The sequence below is a fragment of the Salirhabdus euzebyi genome, assembly GCF_014207435.1.
Classification (GTDB): domain Bacteria; phylum Bacillota; class Bacilli; order Bacillales; family Alkalibacillaceae; genus Salirhabdus; species Salirhabdus euzebyi.
In genome coordinates this window covers 151,906-173,053 of the sequence record NZ_JACHGH010000005.1, presented here as the reverse complement: position 1 = coordinate 173,053, position 21,148 = coordinate 151,906, and the positions used below count along the sequence as shown (strand labels likewise).

Below are 21,148 nucleotides of genomic sequence, written 5' to 3'. Positions count from 1 at the left end.
TTTCGAGTTAAGGCTTTTTCTTCACGGGAGAGATGAAAGTGATTGAGTTGAAATCTGCCACAAATGAAGATGAGGACCAATTTCTTAAGCTAGTTTTAAAATTAAGTGAGTTTAATCGACAAAACCATAAGGAACAAAATAAATATGATTACTATGAGCTAGTTATATCCGAAATTCAAAGACGTGCTAAAGAAAAGTTTTTGCAACGTCATACACAATCCGTGTTCCTTCGGTTAGCCATTTTAGATGGTGAAGCAATTGGTTATGTATTAGCGGAGACTTATAACGAACAAGCCTTTGCGGATAATGGAACAGGAAAAATGGGCTTAATCGATGAAATATTTGTCCTTGAAAAGACAAGGGGACTTGGAGTTGGGAAAAAGCTAATGGATGAGGCAATCAAGTGGCTTGAAAGTAAAAAGGTGAAAAAAATGAAACTCCATGCATACACATGGAACGAAAAAGCTATTCAGGTGTATGAAAAAATGGGGTTTACTCCATATGCTATATCGTTGGAAAAGCACGTAAGGACAGACCACTAAGATCTGTCCTTACTTTTATGCTTTTCGCACTAATTTTATAAGGGATAATTGCTCATTAATAGGAATTTCTCCCCATATTTCAAAGCCGAACTTTTTATAAAGCAATATTGCAGGATTATTACCCTTTCCTGTTGTAACGACTACTTTTCTTGCAGTTTGATGAAGAAAAAGATGGTGAAGTAATGCTGTTGCAATTCCTTTTTTAAAATGATTAGGGTGTACGGCAAGTCTACAAACAGTTAGTATCTCATTTTCTAATTCATAGGAGACAAATCCGGCTAATTCTTTGTTTTCGTAATAACCATAAAAGGATTCTCCGGTTTGCTGAATATCTGTTGCCGAATCCTTTAACGGAGGTAAATCAGCATAGCCTATGATGTCAGCTTCTATTTGATACGAAGCTTTTTGAACAGGTATTATACGCTCAATTGCTTGTAAATTATTTAAATCTATCGCTTGGATCATATCATTATTCCTCTACATTTATTTAGCCCATATTCCATGTAACATCCACGGTTTCTGGATATCAAAGATTTCTTCCTGCTGGGCAAAAACCGGATAAGCTTGTTTTGAAACATCAATCCATAGCTGATGTTCTGTAAATGAGGATTCTAAAGCTTGGTTGACTGTATCCCAAAGACCAGGTTGCTCAAAATGATCATTCCAGAAATAGGCCATATGTGCGTAAAGATTCCCTTTTTGATCTTCTTTCATCATGAAAAACCGTGACTTATCATCATTTGCATAAAAAGTAGATTCATCTAAATAATCATTACTAAATAAGCTTTCATGGAAAGGAAATGGATAATAACATTCATATGGGAACATTCGCAATGCATTTTCCTGTAATGAAAGTAATAGCTTGCGTTTTTCTTCTCGCTCGTTTATTGCTTGCCATAATGGGCCTGGCTTACCTTGTATTTTCATGCTCTCTTGTAGCTTCACCGGATAGGAAGGTGGATCAGCTGGTAAGCCTATTTTAGTTAATACTCTTCGTGCAGGTCCATTATGAACTTCTGTGTTCGCACCAATCCAAAAGATATTCGGGTCTGCTTTTAAATCTTCTATCATTTTTAGCAGTAGGGTTGTTGCATTACCACGAGCTAAATATCTACGGTCACTCCTTAGTCTACCAAGCATTGCGAAATGGTTTGCAAAAATGGAATAACCTGCAATCGTAAGCATTTTTTCATCATCGAAAAGGCCGTAAAGTGCGTGCTCCTTACTTTCTAATAGGTTGTCAAAAATACGAACAACATAGTCGTCTTCAATTCCTGTGTCCATGGCTGTTAGTTTGGAATAGTCAGCTTTTGTTAGTTTTCTCATTTGTAGGAGTCCGTTTGTCATGATGATGCCTCCTGTTCGTTTTGTTTTTACTTTAAAAAAGATAAGTTAGTTAGAGGTTTAAGCGAAATTAATGCTTTCGTCATAAGGTCTAATGACAGGCTAAGTTTTCTAATCCATTCCTAATATTCTCATATGAAAAAGTTTCATGTCTATAAAAATGATTGGAAAAATTATCACAAAATTAGACAATGGTATGCACTCAGTTTTCATCTTCGTTAATTTCTGTTAAAATATTCTGTACGCGGCAAGAGGAGGGAATTTTATGCCAAAAGGTCAAGGAAAGGTCATTGCGCAAAATAAAAAAGCAAATCATGACTTTTTTATAGAAGAAACATTCGAAGCGGGCCTTGTTTTACAAGGGACCGAAATTAAATCAATTCGTGCTAGTCGAGTAAATTTAAAAGATGCCTTTGCCCGCATTTATAAAGGTGAGGTGTATGTGCATAACATGCATATATCCCCATACGAACAGGGGAATCGCTACAATCATGATCCACTTAGAACGCGTAAGCTATTGCTTCATAAAAAAGAAATTAACAAGCTTATCGGCTTAACTCAACAGCAAGGCTATTCCTTAGTCCCATTAAAAATGTATATTAAAAATGGCGTGGCAAAATTGTTAATAGGTCTTGGAAAAGGGAAAAAGAAATATGATAAGCGTGAAGATTTAAAGCAAAAGCAAGCTAAACGCGATATCGAAAGAGCAATGAAGGATAGAGGTTAACTATATTTCCCAGTTTTAAAAATGTGGGGAAGTATGTTATACTAGGAATGTCGCTCAAGACGACACCTCTGATTTACTTGTTAAGATTTCACTAATTAGTGCTTTTCTTATAATCCGGGGACGTTACGGATTCGACAGGGATAGGTCGAGCTTGGGTTGCGTGTCGAGGTTACGACTCGTTAAACGTTACTCAGTTAAATATAACTGGCAAAGAAAACAATTACTCTTTAGCAGCTGCGTAAGCACTGCTGAAGGATCCTTCCTACCATCGCCCATGTGGTAGATTGAAGGGTCTCAAACTTAGTGGGCTACGCTGTTCAGTCGCCGTCTTAGGCTGACAGAAGAGACCAATAAGACTAGTCACTTGGAAGCCTGTCGATAGGCCGAAGAGTTGACGAAATACTAATATATCGACTACACACGTAGACGCCTAAGTGCCGATATCTCTGGACGTGGGTTCGATTAGTAATTAGTCGCCTTATGTGGTAACACATAAGTGAAAATCCGGCTTAATCGGTGAAACCTAAGTCGTCTGCATGACGATAAGGCAATGCCGAGCAGTATGTGGAGTAATCCAACAGCTGTGTATCGACTTATAGGCTGCCAGCGATGGTAGTACTAGGATGCGGAATCCTACCAAAACGGTAAATTTATATTTCGCATAATACGCCGGGGGACCTGATAACCAGGTTCAAGATATAGTCAGTGCCATGACGAAAGCATGGAAACACATGTCCCACCGTCTCCACCATACATAATATGGTGGATTTTTTATTGCCTTTTTTCTGGCCTCTAGCTATTAGCTAAATTTTTTGTTTTTGATAATTAAAGTTTAAAGAAAGTATCCTCAAAAGCTCTCTTCTTTAATAATTTTATATCTGTGTATTTTCCATTTCTAGGTGTAACTAAATTATAATTTTGAAGTATCCATTGAGCTCGTTTTTTCTTTTTCAACCATTAAATAGGTGTGAATATTGTTAAGCGTATTAAATACATCTTGTTTCTTCTTTATGTTTAAAGTATATGAATTTTGATGTAGTTTGGGTTTATAGTTTTTTTGTTATATATAGTTCCATTACAAAAAATTACTTAAACTATTTTTGTTTATCTCTTATCAATAACAGAACTATTGCCTTAAGAAACTAGTGTAATATAAAATATTTTATATATGATTTGGAAATTTAGAGGAGAAAACACATGGCTAAATGGAAAAGAAAAATGGTCACAACATCCCGTGGTACGTTTGAGGTATTTATAAAAGGAGAAGGATTACCTATTTGTGTAACACATCTTTACTCGGAATTTAATGAAACTGGTGACTACTTTGCTGATATTTTTACAGACCACTATCAAGTTTATTTAGTTAACTTAAAAAATGCTGGTAACACAGATAAAGCAAATGAGGCACATGAACTTTCCATGATAGATACTGCTTTGGATTTAGAGGAAATTAGAAAAAGTTTTGGCCATGACTCCTGGACGTTTGCGGGACATTCTACTGGTGGGATGCTTGGTTTAGTGTATGGAATTCACTTTTCTAAGTTTTTACATTCTCTTATTATTGTCGGTTCAGCTGGTAGAGAATACGGTTCCTCTTCTTCTGAATGTATTTATAATCCCGGGCATTCACAATACCAGCGCATGCAACAATTAATTGAGCAATTAAAAAGTTCATCTTTAACGGAGCAAGAAAAGAAGGAACTGTCTATAGAGAGAACAAAACTATCGTTATATGAACCGATAAACTATAATAATCTTTTCTCAAAAAACATTTCAAAAAAAATGTCCGCTAGTAGAATGAACTTTTTTGCTCGGGAAGTGTTAATCTATGATGTGACTAGACGGTTGGAAGCAATTACAACGAAAACTGTCATTATGTGTGGAAGGCATGATGTTCAATGTCCCGTTTCGTTTTCTATTGAAATAAATGAAAAGATTCCTAACTCTTCCTTACATATTTTTGAGCGAAGTAATCATTATCCGTTTCTTGAAGAAGAAGCGGCTTTTAGAGAAATAATTGATTCTTTTTTAACTCAAAGTTAAATGAATGCAGGTGCAAAAGAATGAAAAAGGCAAACCCTAAACTTCCCCTTACAGACGAAGAAAGAAGCAGCCTAAGAAAGAGTAAAATAAAATTGAATACAATAATAGATATGGAAGAGACAGAGTTGTCAAATGTGTTAAACAGTTCGCTGCAACGTGCGAGTGAGCTAAGAGGTTTAGCTATTTTTCAAACAGTCCCTTCTATTGGGCTTAAACTAGCAGAGAAGTTAGTTTACAAACTTAACCTATACTCCTTAACGGATATAAAAGATAAAGACGGTGCTCAATTACTAGATGAATTGGAAGTGAAGCTTGGGGTATGGACTGATCCATGCGTCGAGGATCAAATTCGCTGTGTTATTCATTACGCAAATAATCCGAGTGATGATGTACAGTGGTTTCATTTTACAGAAAAAAGAAAATGGTATCGAACCAAACATGGTTATCCAAATTCTAGACCTAAAATGGCTTGGTATGAATAGGGGGATTATTTAATTCGGACAGCTTACTTATTGTTGAAAGATCATCAAAATGCGGAAGAAGCTGTACAGGATACGTTTGTTACCGCATTTGAAAAAATAAATCAGCTGGAGGACCCTCATAAATTAAAAAGCTGGTTAGGCATTTTTAAGTGCAGTGAAAGAAGTTGGTTAAGAGAAAATTTTCAGAGAGTCTAATTAAAACTCAAATCACATGAGAGACTACCCTGTGATTTGAGTTGTTTTATTTTTTAGCTTAACTTCCACAAAGGAGTTCTAATATAAACGATAAAAAAGATAACATTCAGGATGGCGGCTAGCGAAAAAACGAACGCCGGGTTAAACCAATCGGCCATATACCCAGCAGCAAATATTGCAAAAGGCATGGCTAATTTAAAAATGGATCCAGTTAGTCCTGTAATTCTTCCAATTAAATGGTTTGGTGTGGATTCGAGTCGGAAGGTCCAAATAAGGATGGCAGCCATGATTCCGAATAAGGCTTCTAAAAAGATCCCAATGCCAAAAATCCATATATTTTCTGCTTGCGACAGAATTAAGTAGGCGAAAGCTACCAAAATAATATTTAATCCTAGTAATATCCCTAGTGGAATTTTCTTGCGTAAATAACTGATTAAACTACTTCCAATTAATCCTCCAAGTCCAGCGCACGAGAGAACTAACCCGAGCTCCCCATTATCCAATCGTAAATTTTCTTTTGCAAAAAAGATGATCATCGTCATAACCATACCAGAAGTAGCATTAGTGAAAATAACTAATATAGTCATTAACCATAACGGTCTATTAGTACGCAATTCAATCCAACCATCTTTCAACTCTTGCCAAAAATTTGAATCCTTTTTTTCTATTTTTTCTTCGTTCGAGTCTAATAAGCACATCGCCCCGAATGCCATAACAAATGAAATAGCTGTTAGTAAAAGGCCGTCTTGTAGGTTAGAAAATAGTAATATAAAGCCAGTAATAGCAGGCCCCATGATTCCAATAAAGGTGGAAATAAACGAGAATGAGGCATTAGCAGATGTCAATAATTCTTTAGGTAGTACATGTTTTGCGATACTAATCCGAGCATTAAAGTAAGCATAACTGCATGTCATCAGAATAAAGCCTGTTATATAAAATAGACCAGGATGTGTGTACCCGGAATTAATCATTACATAAAGACCGATGAGCACGATGGACTGAATCGCAATGGCCCATAGAGACCAACGCTTTTTATTAACACGGTCAACGATTACACCTATAAAAATTGCAAGAAATAGATTTGGCAAAAATTCAATGCCCTTCATGGTAGACATGATTACAGATGACTTCGTTAAATCATACAAAATGAGCGGCAAAGCAAGCTCATATATTTTACTGCCAATAGAAATAATGAAACCGGAAAGTAATAAAATGACAAAATTTTTATTTCCCCATATAGTTTGTTTAGCGGTAATGCCTACATTAAGATTGGATGCTTTTGTTGACATGGTTGTTCCTCCCGTAATTCTAGTAATCCTAATTTAATCTTTTAATAAGATGAAAAAAAGTGTAAAGTTTAATCAACATATTTCATCTTTTATGAGCAAGGGGAAAACGGTTAGCTATGTTATTAGAAGAACATTACTTTTTATTAAGAGAACAATTTTACTACATACCAAACAATGAGCCTGTTGAGCTAAAACTGGATCAGTTAAGTGAAGTACTACATTGTACGCGCCGTAATGTTAACTTTCTTTTACGTAAAATGGAAGAAAAGGATTGGCTTACTTGGATACCAGGAAGAGGAAGAGGTCATGTATCTAAGTTAATTTTTACAATCGAAAAAGATAAGCTTTTGCTGGCATGTGCTCAGGAAAAAGTGAAAGATGGGGATATAAAAAGTGCTCATGAGCTACTTCATACTTTTCATATAAAACAAGAGAACTATAGTGCTTTCTCGAGTTGGTTAGATGAACAATTTGGTTTTCACCGGGAGAATAAGAACGAAGAAAGAAGTGATGTTCTTCGCTTCCCGTTTTACCGCCCTTTACCTTTATTAGATCCCGCTTATGTAAATCGTAGAACAGAAGCCCATATGATTAAGCAAATTTTTGATACACTCGTTATTTACAATGAAAAAACAGAAAAAATAGAGCCACACCTATGTCATCATTGGAAGAGTGACAACGATAAGCAAACGTGGACATTTTATGTAAAAAAAGGCATTCGTTTTCATGATGGGAACAATTTAACTTCTGAGGATGTTAAATTTACTCTTGAACGGTTACGTAATAAACAAACACGTTCGTTACATTCGTGGATGGTGGAAGGGATAGAAACAGTACGCATTTTACATGAATATGCCTTAGAAATAAGTTTAAAGGAACCGAATGCGTTGTTTGACCTCTTTTTAACGACAGAACGTATGTCTATTGTTCCAAAAAATCTAGCAAACTATCCTTCATTTGGTCGGCTACCGATAGGTTCAGGACCATTTAAAGTGGAACGTAATGACGCCTCTATTTTTTCAATCGTAGCAAATGAGGATTACTTTAAGGAGAGAGCTTACCTTGATCAAATTGAGGTGTGGATTTGGCCTGATTATAATGGAGAGGCGCTAATACCATTAAAGGAATCTGACATAAAATACATGCCGATTAGCTCCATTGATTTCCAAGAAAAGTTATCCTTTAAGCGAAAAGAAAATGTTGAAAAGGGTTGTTACTATATTGTCTTTAACCTAGCAAAAGAAGGACCTCAACAGATTCGTAATATTAGAGAAGCGATACATTTATCGCTGGATCGTAAAAGAATGATCCAAGAATTAGGTGGCTTGAGATACAAGCCAGCTAGTGGATTTTTACTAGATAAACCTAATTCTACTTATGCTCATGCGATAGATTTAGATAAGGCGAAGAAATTGGTAAAAGAAAGTGATTATAATCAAGAAATTCTTCATTTGTATACGTATGAAATGAAAACCAATGAGGAAAATGCCAAATGGGTTCAAAATCAAGCTGAGAAGATTGGTATAAAGGTTAAGGTCCATATTTTACCTATTACCGAATTGAAGAAAAAAGAAAAGATGATGGAAGCGGATATTATTATTTCCGGGGAAGTTTTCAGCAATCATACCGATCTTGCTTTCTTGGATATGTATAAAATAGAGGATTCCTTTATAAGTAATTTATTAAATGATGAGTTAACTAAACATAAAGATACTTTGTTAGCAGAATCGATGGAAGCAGATAATATAGTTGATCGAATGAGTAAATTAAAACAACTTGAAACTTTATTAAAGGAGAGTTTTGCATTACTTTTTGTATACCACAGTAAACAAGCAATATATCACCACCAGTCTCTACATGGTGTTACCCTTAACAGTCTTGGTTGGATTAACTATAAGGATGTTTGGATTGAAAAGGGATAGGTCATTGATAAAGAAACAGATCCACCAATTATGTGGATCTGTTTTTTTAATTGTAGAAAAGTAGTATATTTTTGCATGGGAGGTAAAAGCAGCGAGTTTGCTTTAGAACTTAAGCTGAAATGCCTTCACGATAATTCCATCATTAGCAGGTTCAAAGTCATACTGTGGAAGGCGCTTAAATCCTTTGCTTTCGTATAAAGCCATAGCACCTTTCATGAATTCCCCGGTGTGAAGACCAATAGCTGCATAGCCCTTTGCTTTAGTGCGACTAATACATTCATCAATTAATGCCGATGCAACACCTTTACCTCTAGCATTAGGATCAACAGCTAACATTCTAATTTCGGGGTAATCTAGTGCTTCCACGTAGCCTTCATATGCATCGGATTTAGCTGGAAATAATACGACACTCCCTACTATTGATCCTTCTAGTTCAGCGACAATTAAATCTACACCAGGTTGACTATCGCCATCAGAGGATATTGCTTTTTTTAGTGCATTCCAATGATCTAAAGGGATAGATTTTGCGTGTTCCTCATAGGCCTGTATTCTTTGTTCCCTTATGAATGCTAATTCGGATTGTATGGCATTACGTATTTTCATTTTTCAAACTCCCAATACGTAAAAATTTATCTTCTTGCTTACTTAGTGATTCACGACCATGCTCTGAATCCCAACCTGTTAAATCAGGCCCTTTCGGCAATATTTTTACTTCTTCTTTATTTGGATCGATTGTTATAGACAAATGATAATGCCTTTTTATTGCATCAAAATCAGTTGTGTCACCAAAACCAGGTGTCTGATATAGGTCACGAACGTAACCCCAAAGGTTAGAAAATTCCCGTATAAGGGTACGATTTGTATTAAAGGATGTGTAATAGGCTGCATCAAATCGAACTAATGTCGTGTAAAGTCGAACATCTGCATCTGTGATAAAGCTACCCATTAAAAATCTTCTCGTTGCTAAATGCTTTTCTAGTTTATCTAATCGTTCAAATAACGTATCATAGGCCACCTCATAAGCCTCTTGAGAACGTGCAAAACCACATTTATATACGCCATTATTTACTTCATGGAAAATAACCTCATTCATCGCATCAATTTCTTCACGTAATTCCTCTGGGTATAAGTTAGGAGCATTTTCTTCATGAAAAGGGCTCCATACTGTTTCAAAGTAATTGGTAAGCTTGAAATAGTCGTTATTAACGGCTTCCTTTTTCTTCAAATCAATCATAACTGGTACAGTCGGTCTACCTTCATAGTTAGGGTCTGTTTTTTTGTAAATGTCACTTAAATACTGGATTTTTAATACTGGATCAACATTGTCCTCATCCAGTGAAAATTCCCAATCAACATGGCCTATTTGTGGACGCATAGGGCTGACAGTACCTAAACTAATAGTTTCCTCAAGTCCTAGTATCTTCCGGACAATTACAGACCGATGAGCCCATGGACATGCCGCGCACCAAATGAGCCGATAACGTCCTGATTCAATTGGCAAATGGTCGGGCCTGTTTCCAAAAGGTGTAGTAAAACGATTTATTTGTCTCTTAAAAGAGCCATCTGCTTTCACTTCAAGTGGTTTAGATTCTGACATATGAAACACCCTCTTTTATAATAGTTATGTCATTCATTTTATAAAACTTTCTCGCATTGTAGTATTGATATGCATTGTAAGTCAAGAAAAGGGACAGGGATCAAGCCCTGCCCCAATATTCTTTATGTTTTTGTAAATGTCCATCCTCTTTGAATAATCATCTTTTCATTTTCAAATTCGACTAAGCCGAAGCCAGGACAATAAAACTTCGATTCAAATAAATAACTGCACGCTACTTTGCCATCTTCATCCTCTAAGTAAGCTTTCTCTTTTTCTAGCTTAAACTGGATTTCAAACTCACCATGCTTATACGTACCAGTATATGTTTGGAATGATTCCATACTATGTTTCAGAAGACCGTCAACTATACTTTTGCATCCAGATCCATTAACCATAATATAATCATCCTGGTCTAATAAGCCAATGGATGCGACTACATCCTCTTCTTCATTTAGCAGAACGACATGGTCCTCCTGTAGTGCACGAAGAGAATATATTTTTCCATTTAGATTTGCAAACACGTTGTTGGATTCTTCTCCTAGTGTAATTAGACCACTTTTGGGACTTAAATACGTTCCAAAATAGTTTTCTATGTTCCCTTTTTCTATGGACTGAAAGCTTCGTTCTTCCTTTTGTCCAATCTGATTTAATACTTCTTCAACTATTTCCCATCCGGTATCCTGATTAGCTACTGTAAAAATACCTATTTTATGTTTCGGAAATAAAACCATAAAAGAACGATAAGTTCCAATACCACCGCTATGCCAGACGTATTCGACTCCGTTTTCCTCCTCTTTCAGCCAGCAAATACCGACTGTGCATGGTGGTATCGTGTAGCGCTTTGCTTCTACAGCAAACATTTGATTAAGCGATTCTGTTGAAAGATAAGTGCTATCGTTTATGATTCCATTATTTAAATACATTTGCCCAAACTTTGTCATATCTTCAGCATTTGATATAGCCATGGAGGACGGGTGACAAGCGACATTTTCTGGAAAGGAGTGCATAACATGATAGCTTCCATCTTCTTTTCTTTCATGTTGTAGCGCTGTAGGATAGGTAAATGCTTTTAAAGGATCATACATACTCCTACTCATCGATAACGGTTCGAAAACCTCTTCCTGAATTAAATCAGCAAAAAGCTTTCCCGTAACGCGTTCTGTAACATATCCAGCAAGGTTTATGGCGTGATTTCCATAAGAGTAATGAACTGTTGGTGGTGCAACAAAGTCTAGATTTGGAAGATCGTTATTAACATAATTCTTAAGAGCATTCTTTGAACGATCCCCAAAAAGATCTCCACCATCTGGTAATCCTGCAGTATGACTGAGCAGCATCCGCAAAGTAATTGTTTCCGTCGCTTGTTTATCTTTTAATTTTAATTCAGGTAGATAGGTAATAATTGGAACATCCAAATCTACTTTTCCCGCTTCCACCAGCCTCATCATAAGGGTAGCTGTTATGGTCTTGCTAACAGACCCAATTCGAAATAGGGTAGAAGGAGTCACAGATTCACCTTGTTCTTCAGCGTTGGTAGTCCCAAATCCTTTTTGAAGTAGTACGTCATCGTTAGTAAAGATGGAGACGCTAACTCCAGGAGCTTTATTTAGTAAATCATTTGCTTTTTCTTCTAACTTTTTAATATTTAACATATACAAACACCTCATTTTTGTTTAGGCTCTTTTCGTAAAGATTGTTGTTATTTTTGGTAGTTTCCTTAAACTGCGACGTAACTTAAAGTGTATGAAACCCATTCTGTTCAAGATGAGTGGGAGTCCGTCGCCGCGGAAAAATACTCGCTTTCCATGGGCATGGCCTCAGCCTCCTCGCGAGCAAAGAGCGCTCGTCTCGGGGGTCTTCAGACTCTTGCTCTCCCATAGGACAAGGAACGCTTCGGCAGCATTACATCGCACGAAGAAAATTGCCTTTCATTTTCGAGGAGTCTCGCATGTTTCCACTGCTGAGTTAGGTGGTTTGTACAAACGAGAAGACATTTCAAAACAAAATGATTCCTGTGTCATCACTACACTAAATCAGAAAATCTATATTAGCGTAGGCAGAATACGTAGACTCCTACGGGACCTGTGACCTAAGTGAGACCCCGGAGACGAAGTCGAGGAGGCTCACTGGGAACCCGTGGAAAGCGAAGTATTCTGCCGAAGCGGCGAGCTAGCACCCACTTCAAGAAAATAAAAGTTACGTCGTAGTTTCTATCTAGTGTGTAAAACAACATCTATTAGAAAAAGCCTTTGTTTAAGGTGGATACCGTCACTTATTTGGGTTTATGTCTTTACTTACAAGTTTCAAGCACAAAAAAGAAGCACCACAAAGTAGTAGTGCTCCTTACGTTTTATCCGTAAAGAGATTAATTTAGGTTCCACACTTTGTAAGAGAAATAGACATACTTGTCCTAAGGAGAAAAACATCACTGTTTTCCAAGGTAAGTATGATTCAATTTGATTTCATTACAAAGTCGTTGTTGGCATAAAGTTTACCTAATCCCTTTCTCCCAAATACATATACAAATAGAGTAACATAATAGAAATAGATAATCTATAATTGCATTATTTTCTTATAATGAAGAGAAAATATTTATGAAACTTTTTATTAGAAATTCTCGTATAATAATAAAACGGTGAAAGGAAAGTGCGACCATGAAAAAGATGATTGCCTTGCTTAGCATGATTTTTATACTTAGTGGATGTTCTATACTTGGGGAAGTGAATAATTCCGTAAACTATGTAGGTGAAGCAACAGACTATTTAACCTATTTAAATAATTTTGCAGAGGAAACACCACAGATGATTCAACAAGCAGCTACAGACGCCGTAGTAATGGATAATTTAGTTGATAAATTTAATGAACTAAAGGCGGAAATTATGGCATTTAATATTTTGGATGCACCTGCATTAGCCGAGGACATTCATCAAAATCTTGTGGAAAAGAATGAGTTGATTTTGACAGAGATTAATAATGTTTTGGAAAACGGTCAAGTAGCTGTAGACAAAATAGAAAATTCCCCGATATTTTCAACAATAAATGATGCAACAAATTTGATGAATCAAATTGAAAATCTAGGCCTTTAAGGTTCAACAGGAATAAGGGTATGCTAAGCTTAGCTTTCCTTTATTCCTGTTTTTTACAGTTGTATGGTATACTAACACCACAATGTAGAGTAGCTTTGATTAGTGAAATCCAATACTGTAAGGGGTGACGAATAAATGAATGAGCTAGAAAATAAAGTTCGTATGTCCGTAAAAGAAAAAAAGCAAGTTTTGGAAGGTGAAGTGAAGCGAATAGCACTTTTTTTTAGGAGTAAAATTGTAGAAATAGACGCAGGTGGCGAGTCCTTTTACTTGGTGTATTACAAGGATGTGTTCGTACACGGTGAAAAACTACGTAATTTTAAGGAACATTCTTTCATCCAAAATTCTTTTCAGACTGGAATTGTTTTTGAATCCCCGCATCCGATGTTGTCTAATTTAATTCCAAAAAATTCTGTAGCTATTCAACATAAAAATAAGTTATTTGAAAAGCTTCATTCACAGTATTCACTGCAGGAAATCACCTATATCGCTATTACACTTCATGATTTTTTTGAAAAAGAAGAATTAGATACTGTCATAAGTGATATATTCTTTCATTATCGACGCAGTGGAAATCTCCTTAAATCTTATCAAATCCTATTGTTGCTCCATGAATTTGCACCCCACTTAAAAATAGCCAATGAATCACTCCGATCATTAGAATACAAAAACTACCACAAGTACTATCATTCCTCTGATCTTTTAGCTATTCATAAAAAAGACCCTTTTTATGTAGAGTTACAATGCTTCTCTAATCGTTTTATTTCTGAAAATCGTGAAATACTTCAAAATATTTTAAGGGAGAAAGAGAATTCCATTGCCCTTTTAATATTGTGGATAGAGTCGTGTGAAAAAGCTGTGATGCAAGAAACCGTTGATCAGTATAACTCGGTGGCACTAAAAATATTTACGCTCGAACAATGGATAAATATCCTTAATAAGCTACGCATGAATCCTTTCCAAGCCATGCCTGAAGCGAAGAGTTTTATCAAAGTACTAACTCAAAAACAAGAATATGAAAAAGCAGCAATGATGATACTTCCCCATCAACATGAGTTACCTAATTCTTATAAACCTTTTGTATCAGATATTTGGTCGAATGTAAGTTCCTCTTTTTTAGTCTCGCATATAGAGAAGTGTATTCAAGTGATACCTCATGTATTTGAGCAAAACGAAAAAAGTCTAGAACAGTTGTTGCATCGTTTAGTTGTTCAAATGCTCCAAGAAAGTGAAGTGGAGGAAGTACAGGAAAAATTGCTTCCATTAAAAAAGAAAATGGTTAAGTCACTTGTTCTTAATAAAGTAGATAAAATGGTCAAAATGTCACAGGATTTAGATAGCATGATGGAATTAGGAAATTACTTTGAAGAATTCCAACAATATGATAAAGCAATTGAATGCTTTTCATGGGAAATGGAACTTTTTCCGGATGACCCTAAGCCTGTCTGGAAAATGATTAAGATGTATCAGCAAAAAGGAATGACTGACCAAGTTCAAGCTTTTCAGAAGATTTATTCCCAGCTATCGAAAACTAGTTAGACATAAAAAGGGTGATCCAATATGCTGGATCACCCTTTTCTTTTTGCTCGGAAATTTTAAAATTTTAGACTTTTGGATAAGTTAGTTGCACGGGGGAGCCATGTCTAGCTCCAGCACCTACCCCCACGGGAAATAAGTCCCCTCTATAGAAAAAACTGCCACGGTATGCTTGTCGGGGGTGAGCAAGGCGCTTGCGCTTTATTTTAAATCGTCTTCATCAATTCGTATATCTGTTAATTCTTCAGAAGCTTCTGTTTGGTATCTTAGTCCAGGCTCTTCTCTTCTTTCATCACCCTTATCTAAAACAGTTCTAGCCATATATTTGTGGAAAATAAATTCAAAAATTCCCACTCCAATAGCTGCAATAAGTGATGCTGTAAACAAATTATCTAATGGTGTTAAGTTAGAGCTCATCATCCAAATTACAGCCAAAGCTAAACCAAAGTCAGAAATGGTTGCAATTGTGTTATTCGTTAAAGGTAATATGATTAAATCTCCCAGGATATATGCTGCAATTCCAAGTACAAGTGAAATCGTAACAATATCTCCAAAGTCTAGTCCGTAGATACCACCAAGAACTAACCAAAGGAGAACAAAGCAGGATACTAATTTTATTGCTAAAGCTTTTATATGCTCCACAATATCCCTCCTTTATTGTTTATTTTGTGCGAAATTAAACATGCTATTCAAAGTCTTATCATTTCGGGATAAGCATAAAAATCAGAGCGAAAGAAACACTATGATGGATTATGAAAATTTTTAGAAAGGGTGAAATTTTTGATGGGGATTTTGAGTGGAAAACCAGAAGAAGAACCATTACATTCAGGAGAGATTTTTAATCTTTGGAACCATTTGTTTGCAACAAAAAGTTATTTAGTAACTTTACAAATTTTTATTAATCATACGGGGGACAAGGATTTAAAAGCTCTTTTAGAGGATTTGATGGAAAATTGCATCAAGCAAGAAGAGCAGCAGACTGAAGCAATTTTAACAGCTAATGGCATACGACTTCCGCCTGCACCCCCTGCACGACCAAATGTGGAGGTGAAAGATATTCCGGCTGGCGCACGCTTTAATGATCCGGAAATTGCTTTACTCGTGCAAAAGGAGATAGCTACGGAGAAAATGCAATTTAGCTATATTATGGGAATTTCCATAAGAGAAGACATTGCAGAAATGTATGGGGAATTTCATCAACAAAGAACGGAGTATGAAGAAAAGCTTTTAAAAATAACGAAAGATAAGGGATGGTTAGTCCCACCTCCATTAATGCTGAAGTAATTTGGAACATACAGAAAAGGAAGTGTAGCGTTTTGGCATCTCAGAAAAAAGGATTATTAATTTTAGCCATTGGGTCTATTCCACTTATTATGACACTCGGAAACTCGATGCTAATACCTATATTACCTGCAATGAAGTCTAAGTTAGACATTTCTCAAATGCAAGTAAGTTTGACGATAACTGTTTTTTCTATAGCTGCAGCAATTTTTATCCCGATTTTTGGCTATTTATCTGATCGTTTTTCTAGAAAAATCATCATTCTTCCTGCGTTAATCATGTATGGGATTGGGGGATTATTAGCTGGTTTTGCAGCAACTAGTTTTTCTAATCCTTACTTGTGGATTATTGTTGGTCGTATTTTACAAGGGATTGGTGCAGCAGGGACAGCTCCAATTGCAATGGCCTTAACGGGTGATTTATTTAAAGGCGGGGAAAGAAGTAGAGTCTTAGGAATTGTAGAAGCCTCCAATGGGCTTGGAAAAGTTATGTCTCCAATTTTAGGTTCTTTATTAGGTCTATTAGCTTGGTATGCCGTGTTTTTCGCTTTTCCTGCCATATGTTTTGTTTCCGTAATACTTGTTTGGATTTTTATCAAGGAAAAGAAGAATCGGCAAGTTCCGCCACCTTTTAAGAAGTATATGAGAGGTTTACTCAGTGTATTTAAATATGAGGGAAGATGGTTGCTCACCACTTATCTTGCTGGAGCTACTTGTTTATTTACACTATTTGGTATTTTATTTTACTTATCTGACATATTAGAAAAAGAACATAACATAGATGGGGTAAAGAAAGGTTTAATATTAGCAATTCCATTACTCGTTATGGGAATTACGTCTTATATTACAGGAAGTAAAATAGGGAAAAATCTTGTCGTGATGAAAAGACTAACGGTTTTGGGTTTTATGTTAATGACGCTATCCTATGGTTTGTTAGTCTTTTTCAAAAGCTTAGTTCCGTTTTTACTCGTATTAGTAATTAGTAGCGTGGGGACAGGCTTAGTCCTGCCTTGTATCAATAGCTTAATTACAGGATCTGTAGGAAAAGAAAGAAGAGGGTTTGTTACTTCTTTATATGGGTCTGTACGCTTTTTAGGTGTCGCTATAGGACCTCCAGTCTTTACACGATTGATGGATTGGTCAAGAACCGGGATGTTTATTTCCCTAGCTGTTTTTACTTTAATTGTTGGATTACTCGCTTTATTTTTGATACATGTAAAAGGGAAAGATGGCAAAGGAGAGAACAAGGTTGCCTTCCGATACAACTACATTTAACTATTTTCTTTTCCAATCCAGGGTGTACGTGTAGTAAACATTTAGGCTGCAAACGATATCCACAATCCTAGTGGATATCCATTGACTAATTAAGGCAAAGATAAAAATTTGCCAGCTTATTACAAAGGAAGTTATCATGAATATACTGCAGTTGATCCAAAATAAGGGTTTACCGGGAAGAATGTGTTGTTTATAGGAAATAATTAACGCAATAACCCCGATACCACCGTTAGATACCCCTTGGCGAAGTAAAATACCAATTCCAAGGCCTAAAAATATGGAGCCAGCTAGTAAATCGAACCACAATATTCTGACTGGAATGTGAATGGCCTCTTCAAAGAAAGAAATGGAAATAGAAGTGATGGTAATAGCAAAAAGTGTTCCAGCCGCGCTTTTATTTCCTAAGTATTTCATACCCACTAATAATAATGAAAAGTTCACAATCCATAAAGCCATGCCAACATCAATAGCCGTTAAAAAGTGGAAGAGCACGGCTAATCCACCTGCACCTCCAGATGGAATATCATTTGGAAATAAAAATACACCCATTCCAAATCCTTGTATAGCCCCTCCTGCAAATATAAAGCAAACCTTCTGTAGTAAATCATTCATAAAAAAACGTCCCTACTATTTATAGATAAGACAACCTGTCCTTTTAAGCTTATTCTTGTCCCATATTAGGTATGAATAATTAGTCTATTTCCTATCTGTGGATAGTGGTAAAATATAGGTGAAATAATTTTGCCTAAGGGGATAGATATGAAAGATAAAATAAGAACACTAACACCAGAGGATAAGGAAGCAGTATGGAAACTCTATCATTCTACGAAAAGCACAAATGGGAACGTCGTATTTTGGTTTCCGAATTATGAATTGTCTACGGATCCTTCTAGCTATGGTTTTTTCCGAAACGGTGAATTAATCGGAAAAGGACAAGTGCAACTTATAAACAAAGCAGATGAGGAAAACAACTACCATGCTATTTACATCAATATAAAGGTTTCACCAAATTGGGATGAAGATGTAGAAATAAAAAACGCCTTATATAAAAAGGTATATGAAAAGGCGTTACATATTAAAGAGGGGTTATCAGCAAAGTATAAAACACGCCTTTGTGTCGGGAACTTTTCTACAGAAAGATGGAACAATGTATTTTTTGAAAAAAGGAATTTCATCTATTTTTCGAGTCAATTTTTGATGAAAAGAGATATAAGGGACGAGCTATTCATCCCAACTACCGATTCAAATATAGACATCCGGTACTGGAAGATGGAGGGCCAAGTAGAAGAACAACTATATTTAAAAGCCGACAAAGAAATTTGGCCACATGCTTCTCTATTACCGGAGAGATTAAAGGAATATAAGAGTTACCCTCTTTGGACTGCTATTACTGCCTTTAAAAACAATGACATAGTTGGTAGTGTGATGGCTTGGAAAGAACAAGAGGGAGAGGGTGTACTGGAAGATTTATTTGTCCGTGAAGCAAATAGAGGAAAAGGAATTGCTAAGTCGCTCATCATGAAAGGATTGAACTACTTAAAAAATAACGGTCTAACAACCGCCTGCCTCGAAGTGCTAACGGAAAATGAGACGGCACTATCCTTATATAAAGCGTGTGGTTTTGAAGTTGATAATGAAGAAGTACGATATTATATAGAAATATAGTGGTGATGAAAGATGTTAATAGAGAAATCATACAATAAGCTCCATCCATACTGTGAAAATCAAGTATGGGAGGAATTTAATCGCAACATAAAAAAAGATAAGATTTCAAGCTGTATAATCGTAAAAGATGGTACTACTATTTTGGAGTACTTTAAAAATGCGAAGAAGGCGAAAAAACAACAAAAAATAAATTCTTGTACGAAAAGTTTTTTATCTGCACTCATTGGTATTGCCATTGATAAGGGTTACATCGAGAGTGTGGAAGTGCTCGTTTCGAATTATTTCCCAGACCTCATCCATGAGCAAGAGGATAAACGAAAAAGAAATTTAACATTGTACCACTTATTAACAATGTCAGATGGATTGAATTTTCCCGAGTGGGGGGAATGGAATGCCTTTGCTCCAATGATCTATAGTTCAGATATAGTAAAATTCGTTCTGGACCGTCCTCTTGAATACAGCCCTGGTGAAAAGATGAACTATAATTCTGGATGCTCGCACGTTCTGACAGCCATTTTACAAAAGGCTACTAGTATGACTGCTTTAGAATTTGCAAAAAAATACTTATTTGGACCAATGGGAATTTTCGATGTTCACTGGCATAGTGATCGCCAAAATATTAACCGTGGAGCCGATGGCCTTACAATAACGGTTGCCGATCTGGTTAAATTCGGCCAGTTATATTTACAGGAAGGAAAGTGGAATCAAAAACAGCTTATTTCAAAGGACTGGGTTAGAGCTTCCACAAAGGGAAATTTGGTTACCTATCCTCACATCGGCTCGTATGGTATGCATTGGTGGGCAACAAAAATTCAGGTCTTGGGTGATGAAGAGGAGATGTATTTTGCTCTAGGGCATGGTGGACAATACATCATTGTGATTCCGACATTAAAAATAGTTACTGTAATGACTAGTGAACTTTATGAACATTCTTTAAGACCAATGCAATTTTTCAAACAATTGTTTGAAAAAGTTACCTAATAAAGGACTCCACAATCCGTGGAGTCCTTTATTATAAGGTAATAAGGTATACATATGAGTTTCAGATTCCAATGTGACATAAGTAAAGTTCCTACGTGGCAAAAAGACTGTCCCTACCGTACTTGGCTTATTCCTGCGGGACAGAACAACGTACTTCTCCATTCTTATACCCACCACTTTTCTTGTGGAAGTAGAATCGTGTTTAAGTTGCACTCTTTTTGAAACCAATTTGTCATTCGTGTTTTCTTTACTAAATATTCCGAGGCAGCATGGGAAACACCTATCAGAGACATGGACGTTTCTTTTGCATAATCAACCATCTGGCTATATTTTTTCCTCCCATAGTCATTATCAATATGACAATGAATTTCACCAGTAATATAAGCTTGTACACCTTTTTTCTCAGCTTCTTGCATCCAATTTACTTTATCACCGCAGCCTGCTACAATTGCAACTTTCGTAATGTTTTTCACATGTTTGCCTTCAAAATCAACATAGGGGATAGCAAAGATATTTTTTAATTCCGCAATTAAATCCTCTGTACTCTGAGAATCTATTTCAATAATAAGACCTAGATGACCTTTTTCCCCTGATTGAATAAATCGGTCTATTACTCTATTGCTTAATGCTGTGGCAATGGCAATACTTGTTCCTAGTTGTTTATGATAATCCATTGGGACATGGCAAGTATAAACGGAAAGGTTCTTTTCTTTTATTTTTGCTATTTTGTCAGGTGGAATAGGGACAAACCCTTTTCCCCAGTTTCCTCGAGGATCCCCACATTCCATCACTAGTGGGTGATGCATAAATAATAAATCCCCTTCCACACTTTGAGATATAAATTTATTCAGGACATCTTCAGTAGGAAAAACAGCTAAGAAGACTTGTTGAACATTGTCTGCTCCTCTTATCATTAGCCCATTAAACAGTTCCGTAAATCTAGTATCAAAGTTTGATTTCCAATCGTAGTTAATGGAATCATACACCTCAGGAATAAAACGACTAAAAGCAGAATCTGGTCCGAATGTTTGAATAGCAAATGTTTGATCAAGTTGATGAACAATTTTCTGTATTGGAATCATGCTATTTCTCCTTGCTCACTATTTTATTTTCATTTTAGTTAATAGCAGTATATATGTAAAATATATATAAATTATATATAATATAAAAAAAACGCATAAGGA

21 protein-coding genes and 1 other RNA gene are annotated in these 21,148 nt (G+C 36.0%); 13 read left to right on the top strand and 9 right to left on the bottom strand.

From position 1 onward, the window contains the following. Window positions 1–38: 38 nt before the first annotated feature. Complete coding sequence (locus HNQ94_RS09840; protein ID WP_174496090.1) at window positions 39–542, top strand: GNAT family N-acetyltransferase; 504 nt, start codon at window positions 39–41, stop codon at window positions 540–542. Between the two features lie 15 nt (window positions 543–557). Here HNQ94_RS09840 and HNQ94_RS09835 read toward each other — a convergent pair whose 3' ends face one another. Together HNQ94_RS09835 and HNQ94_RS09830 are read right to left on the bottom strand one after the other, a co-directional pair. Further along, the gene (locus HNQ94_RS09835; RefSeq protein ID WP_174496091.1) at window positions 558–1,007 is read right to left on the bottom strand and encodes a GNAT family N-acetyltransferase; all 450 of its coding nucleotides are present in this window, start codon (window positions 1,005–1,007) and stop codon (window positions 558–560) included. An 18-nt stretch (window positions 1,008–1,025) separates the two neighbouring features. Next, window positions 1,026–1,889, bottom strand: coding sequence for a GNAT family N-acetyltransferase (locus HNQ94_RS09830; protein ID WP_174496092.1), 864 nt, complete (start codon window positions 1,887–1,889; stop codon window positions 1,026–1,028). Between the two features lie 262 nt (window positions 1,890–2,151). Between HNQ94_RS09830 and smpB the strand changes: the two genes are divergently transcribed. The 5 genes from smpB (at window position 2,152) to HNQ94_RS09805 (ending at window position 5,333) form a co-directional block, all read left to right on the top strand. Continuing rightward, window positions 2,152–2,613 carry an SsrA-binding protein SmpB gene (gene smpB / locus HNQ94_RS09825; protein ID WP_174496093.1) on the top strand — a complete coding sequence of 154 codons (462 nt, stop codon included), beginning with the start codon at window positions 2,152–2,154 and terminating at the stop codon, window positions 2,611–2,613. A gap of 124 nt (window positions 2,614–2,737) precedes the next feature. Further along, window positions 2,738–3,078, top strand: a transfer-messenger RNA (tmRNA) gene (ssrA, locus tag HNQ94_RS09820). A gap of 732 nt (window positions 3,079–3,810) precedes the next feature. Further along, window positions 3,811–4,656, top strand: coding sequence for an alpha/beta fold hydrolase (locus HNQ94_RS09815; protein WP_174496094.1), 846 nt, complete (start codon window positions 3,811–3,813; stop codon window positions 4,654–4,656). Window positions 4,657–4,676: 20 nt separating this feature from the next. Next, entirely contained in the window at window positions 4,677–5,138 is a 462-nt protein-coding gene (locus HNQ94_RS09810; RefSeq protein ID WP_174496095.1) for a helix-hairpin-helix domain-containing protein, read from the top strand. Between the two features lie 12 nt (window positions 5,139–5,150). Beyond that, on the top strand, window positions 5,151–5,333 hold the full coding sequence (locus HNQ94_RS09805; protein WP_174496208.1) for an RNA polymerase sigma factor: 183 nt from the start codon (window positions 5,151–5,153) through the stop codon (window positions 5,331–5,333). 53 nt (window positions 5,334–5,386) lie between these two features. On the opposite strand, the gene HNQ94_RS09800 is transcribed toward HNQ94_RS09805, so the two are convergent. After that, on the bottom strand, window positions 5,387–6,622 hold the full coding sequence (locus HNQ94_RS09800) for an MFS transporter (RefSeq protein WP_174496096.1): 1,236 nt from the start codon (window positions 6,620–6,622) through the stop codon (window positions 5,387–5,389). Window positions 6,623–6,738: 116 nt separating this feature from the next. Between HNQ94_RS09800 and HNQ94_RS09795 the strand changes: the two genes are divergently transcribed. Further along, window positions 6,739–8,544, top strand: a complete 1,806-nt coding sequence (locus tag HNQ94_RS09795; RefSeq protein WP_174496097.1) for an SgrR family transcriptional regulator — start codon at window positions 6,739–6,741, stop codon at window positions 8,542–8,544. A 102-nt stretch (window positions 8,545–8,646) separates the two neighbouring features. Here HNQ94_RS09795 and HNQ94_RS09790 read toward each other — a convergent pair whose 3' ends face one another. The 3 genes from HNQ94_RS09790 to HNQ94_RS09780 form a co-directional block, all read right to left on the bottom strand. Continuing rightward, complete coding sequence (locus tag HNQ94_RS09790; protein WP_174496098.1) at window positions 8,647–9,147, bottom strand: GNAT family N-acetyltransferase; 501 nt, start codon at window positions 9,145–9,147, stop codon at window positions 8,647–8,649. Then, entirely contained in the window at window positions 9,134–10,141 is a 1,008-nt protein-coding gene (locus HNQ94_RS09785) for a glutathione S-transferase family protein (protein WP_174496099.1), read from the bottom strand. The genes HNQ94_RS09790 and HNQ94_RS09785 overlap by 14 nt, the downstream gene beginning before the upstream one ends. Window positions 10,142–10,263: 122 nt before the next feature. Then, complete coding sequence (locus HNQ94_RS09780) at window positions 10,264–11,793, bottom strand: serine hydrolase domain-containing protein (RefSeq protein ID WP_174496100.1); 1,530 nt, start codon at window positions 11,791–11,793, stop codon at window positions 10,264–10,266. Window positions 11,794–12,795: 1,002 nt separating this feature from the next. Between HNQ94_RS09780 and HNQ94_RS09775 the strand changes: the two genes are divergently transcribed. Together HNQ94_RS09775 and HNQ94_RS09770 are read left to right on the top strand one after the other, a co-directional pair. Continuing rightward, window positions 12,796–13,227: a DUF6376 family protein gene (locus tag HNQ94_RS09775; protein ID WP_174496101.1), complete on the top strand. Its 432-nt coding sequence runs from the start codon at window positions 12,796–12,798 to the stop codon at window positions 13,225–13,227. A 135-nt stretch (window positions 13,228–13,362) separates the two neighbouring features. After that, the gene (locus HNQ94_RS09770) at window positions 13,363–14,766 is read left to right on the top strand and encodes a hypothetical protein (RefSeq protein WP_174496102.1); all 1,404 of its coding nucleotides are present in this window, start codon (window positions 13,363–13,365) and stop codon (window positions 14,764–14,766) included. 198 nt (window positions 14,767–14,964) lie between these two features. On the opposite strand, the gene HNQ94_RS09765 is transcribed toward HNQ94_RS09770, so the two are convergent. Then, window positions 14,965–15,405, bottom strand: a complete 441-nt coding sequence (locus HNQ94_RS09765; RefSeq protein WP_174496103.1) for a YndM family protein — start codon at window positions 15,403–15,405, stop codon at window positions 14,965–14,967. Between the two features lie 141 nt (window positions 15,406–15,546). Between HNQ94_RS09765 and HNQ94_RS09760 the strand changes: the two genes are divergently transcribed. Beyond that, window positions 15,547–16,047: a DUF3231 family protein gene (locus tag HNQ94_RS09760; RefSeq protein ID WP_174496104.1), complete on the top strand. Its 501-nt coding sequence runs from the start codon at window positions 15,547–15,549 to the stop codon at window positions 16,045–16,047. Window positions 16,048–16,136: 89 nt separating this feature from the next. After that, complete coding sequence (locus HNQ94_RS09755) at window positions 16,137–17,318, top strand: MFS transporter (RefSeq protein WP_246199986.1); 1,182 nt, start codon at window positions 16,137–16,139, stop codon at window positions 17,316–17,318. Here the strand turns inward: HNQ94_RS09755 and HNQ94_RS09750 are convergent, their stop codons facing one another. Continuing rightward, window positions 17,319–17,930 carry a YitT family protein gene (locus HNQ94_RS09750; RefSeq protein WP_174496106.1) on the bottom strand — a complete coding sequence of 204 codons (612 nt, stop codon included), beginning with the start codon at window positions 17,928–17,930 and terminating at the stop codon, window positions 17,319–17,321. 147 nt (window positions 17,931–18,077) lie between these two features. Between HNQ94_RS09750 and HNQ94_RS09745 the strand changes: the two genes are divergently transcribed. After that, window positions 18,078–18,983: a GNAT family N-acetyltransferase gene (locus HNQ94_RS09745; RefSeq protein WP_174496107.1), complete on the top strand. Its 906-nt coding sequence runs from the start codon at window positions 18,078–18,080 to the stop codon at window positions 18,981–18,983. 12 nt (window positions 18,984–18,995) lie between these two features. Further along, window positions 18,996–19,964 (top strand): serine hydrolase domain-containing protein, encoded by a 969-nt coding sequence (locus tag HNQ94_RS09740; protein ID WP_174496108.1) that lies wholly within the window; start codon window positions 18,996–18,998, stop codon window positions 19,962–19,964. Window positions 19,965–20,128: 164 nt separating this feature from the next. Here HNQ94_RS09740 and HNQ94_RS09735 read toward each other — a convergent pair whose 3' ends face one another. Continuing rightward, the gene (locus tag HNQ94_RS09735; protein WP_174496109.1) at window positions 20,129–21,046 is read right to left on the bottom strand and encodes a Nif3-like dinuclear metal center hexameric protein; all 918 of its coding nucleotides are present in this window, start codon (window positions 21,044–21,046) and stop codon (window positions 20,129–20,131) included. Between the last annotated feature and the right edge of the window lie 102 nt (window positions 21,047–21,148).

What these genes read in the sequence shown, in the direction of transcription:
- HNQ94_RS09835 (WP_174496091.1), bottom strand. Translation starts at nt 1,007, where the DNA reads ATGATCCAAGCGATAGATTTAAATAATTTACAAGCAATTGAGCGTATA.
- HNQ94_RS09830 (WP_174496092.1), bottom strand. Translation starts at nt 1,889, where the DNA reads ATGACAAACGGACTCCTACAAATGAGAAAACTAACAAAAGCTGACTAT.
- smpB (WP_174496093.1), top strand. Translation starts at nt 2,152, where the DNA reads ATGCCAAAAGGTCAAGGAAAGGTCATTGCGCAAAATAAAAAAGCAAAT.
- HNQ94_RS09815 (WP_174496094.1), top strand. Translation starts at nt 3,811, where the DNA reads ATGGCTAAATGGAAAAGAAAAATGGTCACAACATCCCGTGGTACGTTT.
- HNQ94_RS09810 (WP_174496095.1), top strand. Translation starts at nt 4,677, where the DNA reads ATGAAAAAGGCAAACCCTAAACTTCCCCTTACAGACGAAGAAAGAAGC.
- HNQ94_RS09800 (WP_174496096.1), bottom strand. Translation starts at nt 6,622, where the DNA reads ATGTCAACAAAAGCATCCAATCTTAATGTAGGCATTACCGCTAAACAA.
- HNQ94_RS09795 (WP_174496097.1), top strand. Translation starts at nt 6,739, where the DNA reads ATGTTATTAGAAGAACATTACTTTTTATTAAGAGAACAATTTTACTAC.
- HNQ94_RS09790 (WP_174496098.1), bottom strand. Translation starts at nt 9,147, where the DNA reads ATGAAAATACGTAATGCCATACAATCCGAATTAGCATTCATAAGGGAA.
- HNQ94_RS09785 (WP_174496099.1), bottom strand. Translation starts at nt 10,141, where the DNA reads ATGTCAGAATCTAAACCACTTGAAGTGAAAGCAGATGGCTCTTTTAAG.
- HNQ94_RS09780 (WP_174496100.1), bottom strand. Translation starts at nt 11,793, where the DNA reads ATGTTAAATATTAAAAAGTTAGAAGAAAAAGCAAATGATTTACTAAAT.
- HNQ94_RS09775 (WP_174496101.1), top strand. Translation starts at nt 12,796, where the DNA reads ATGAAAAAGATGATTGCCTTGCTTAGCATGATTTTTATACTTAGTGGA.
- HNQ94_RS09770 (WP_174496102.1), top strand. Translation starts at nt 13,363, where the DNA reads ATGAATGAGCTAGAAAATAAAGTTCGTATGTCCGTAAAAGAAAAAAAG.
- HNQ94_RS09760 (WP_174496104.1), top strand. Translation starts at nt 15,547, where the DNA reads ATGGGGATTTTGAGTGGAAAACCAGAAGAAGAACCATTACATTCAGGA.
- HNQ94_RS09755 (WP_246199986.1), top strand. Translation starts at nt 16,137, where the DNA reads ATGACACTCGGAAACTCGATGCTAATACCTATATTACCTGCAATGAAG.
- HNQ94_RS09750 (WP_174496106.1), bottom strand. Translation starts at nt 17,930, where the DNA reads ATGAATGATTTACTACAGAAGGTTTGCTTTATATTTGCAGGAGGGGCT.
- HNQ94_RS09745 (WP_174496107.1), top strand. Translation starts at nt 18,078, where the DNA reads ATGAAAGATAAAATAAGAACACTAACACCAGAGGATAAGGAAGCAGTA.
- HNQ94_RS09740 (WP_174496108.1), top strand. Translation starts at nt 18,996, where the DNA reads ATGTTAATAGAGAAATCATACAATAAGCTCCATCCATACTGTGAAAAT.
- HNQ94_RS09735 (WP_174496109.1), bottom strand. Translation starts at nt 21,046, where the DNA reads ATGATTCCAATACAGAAAATTGTTCATCAACTTGATCAAACATTTGCT.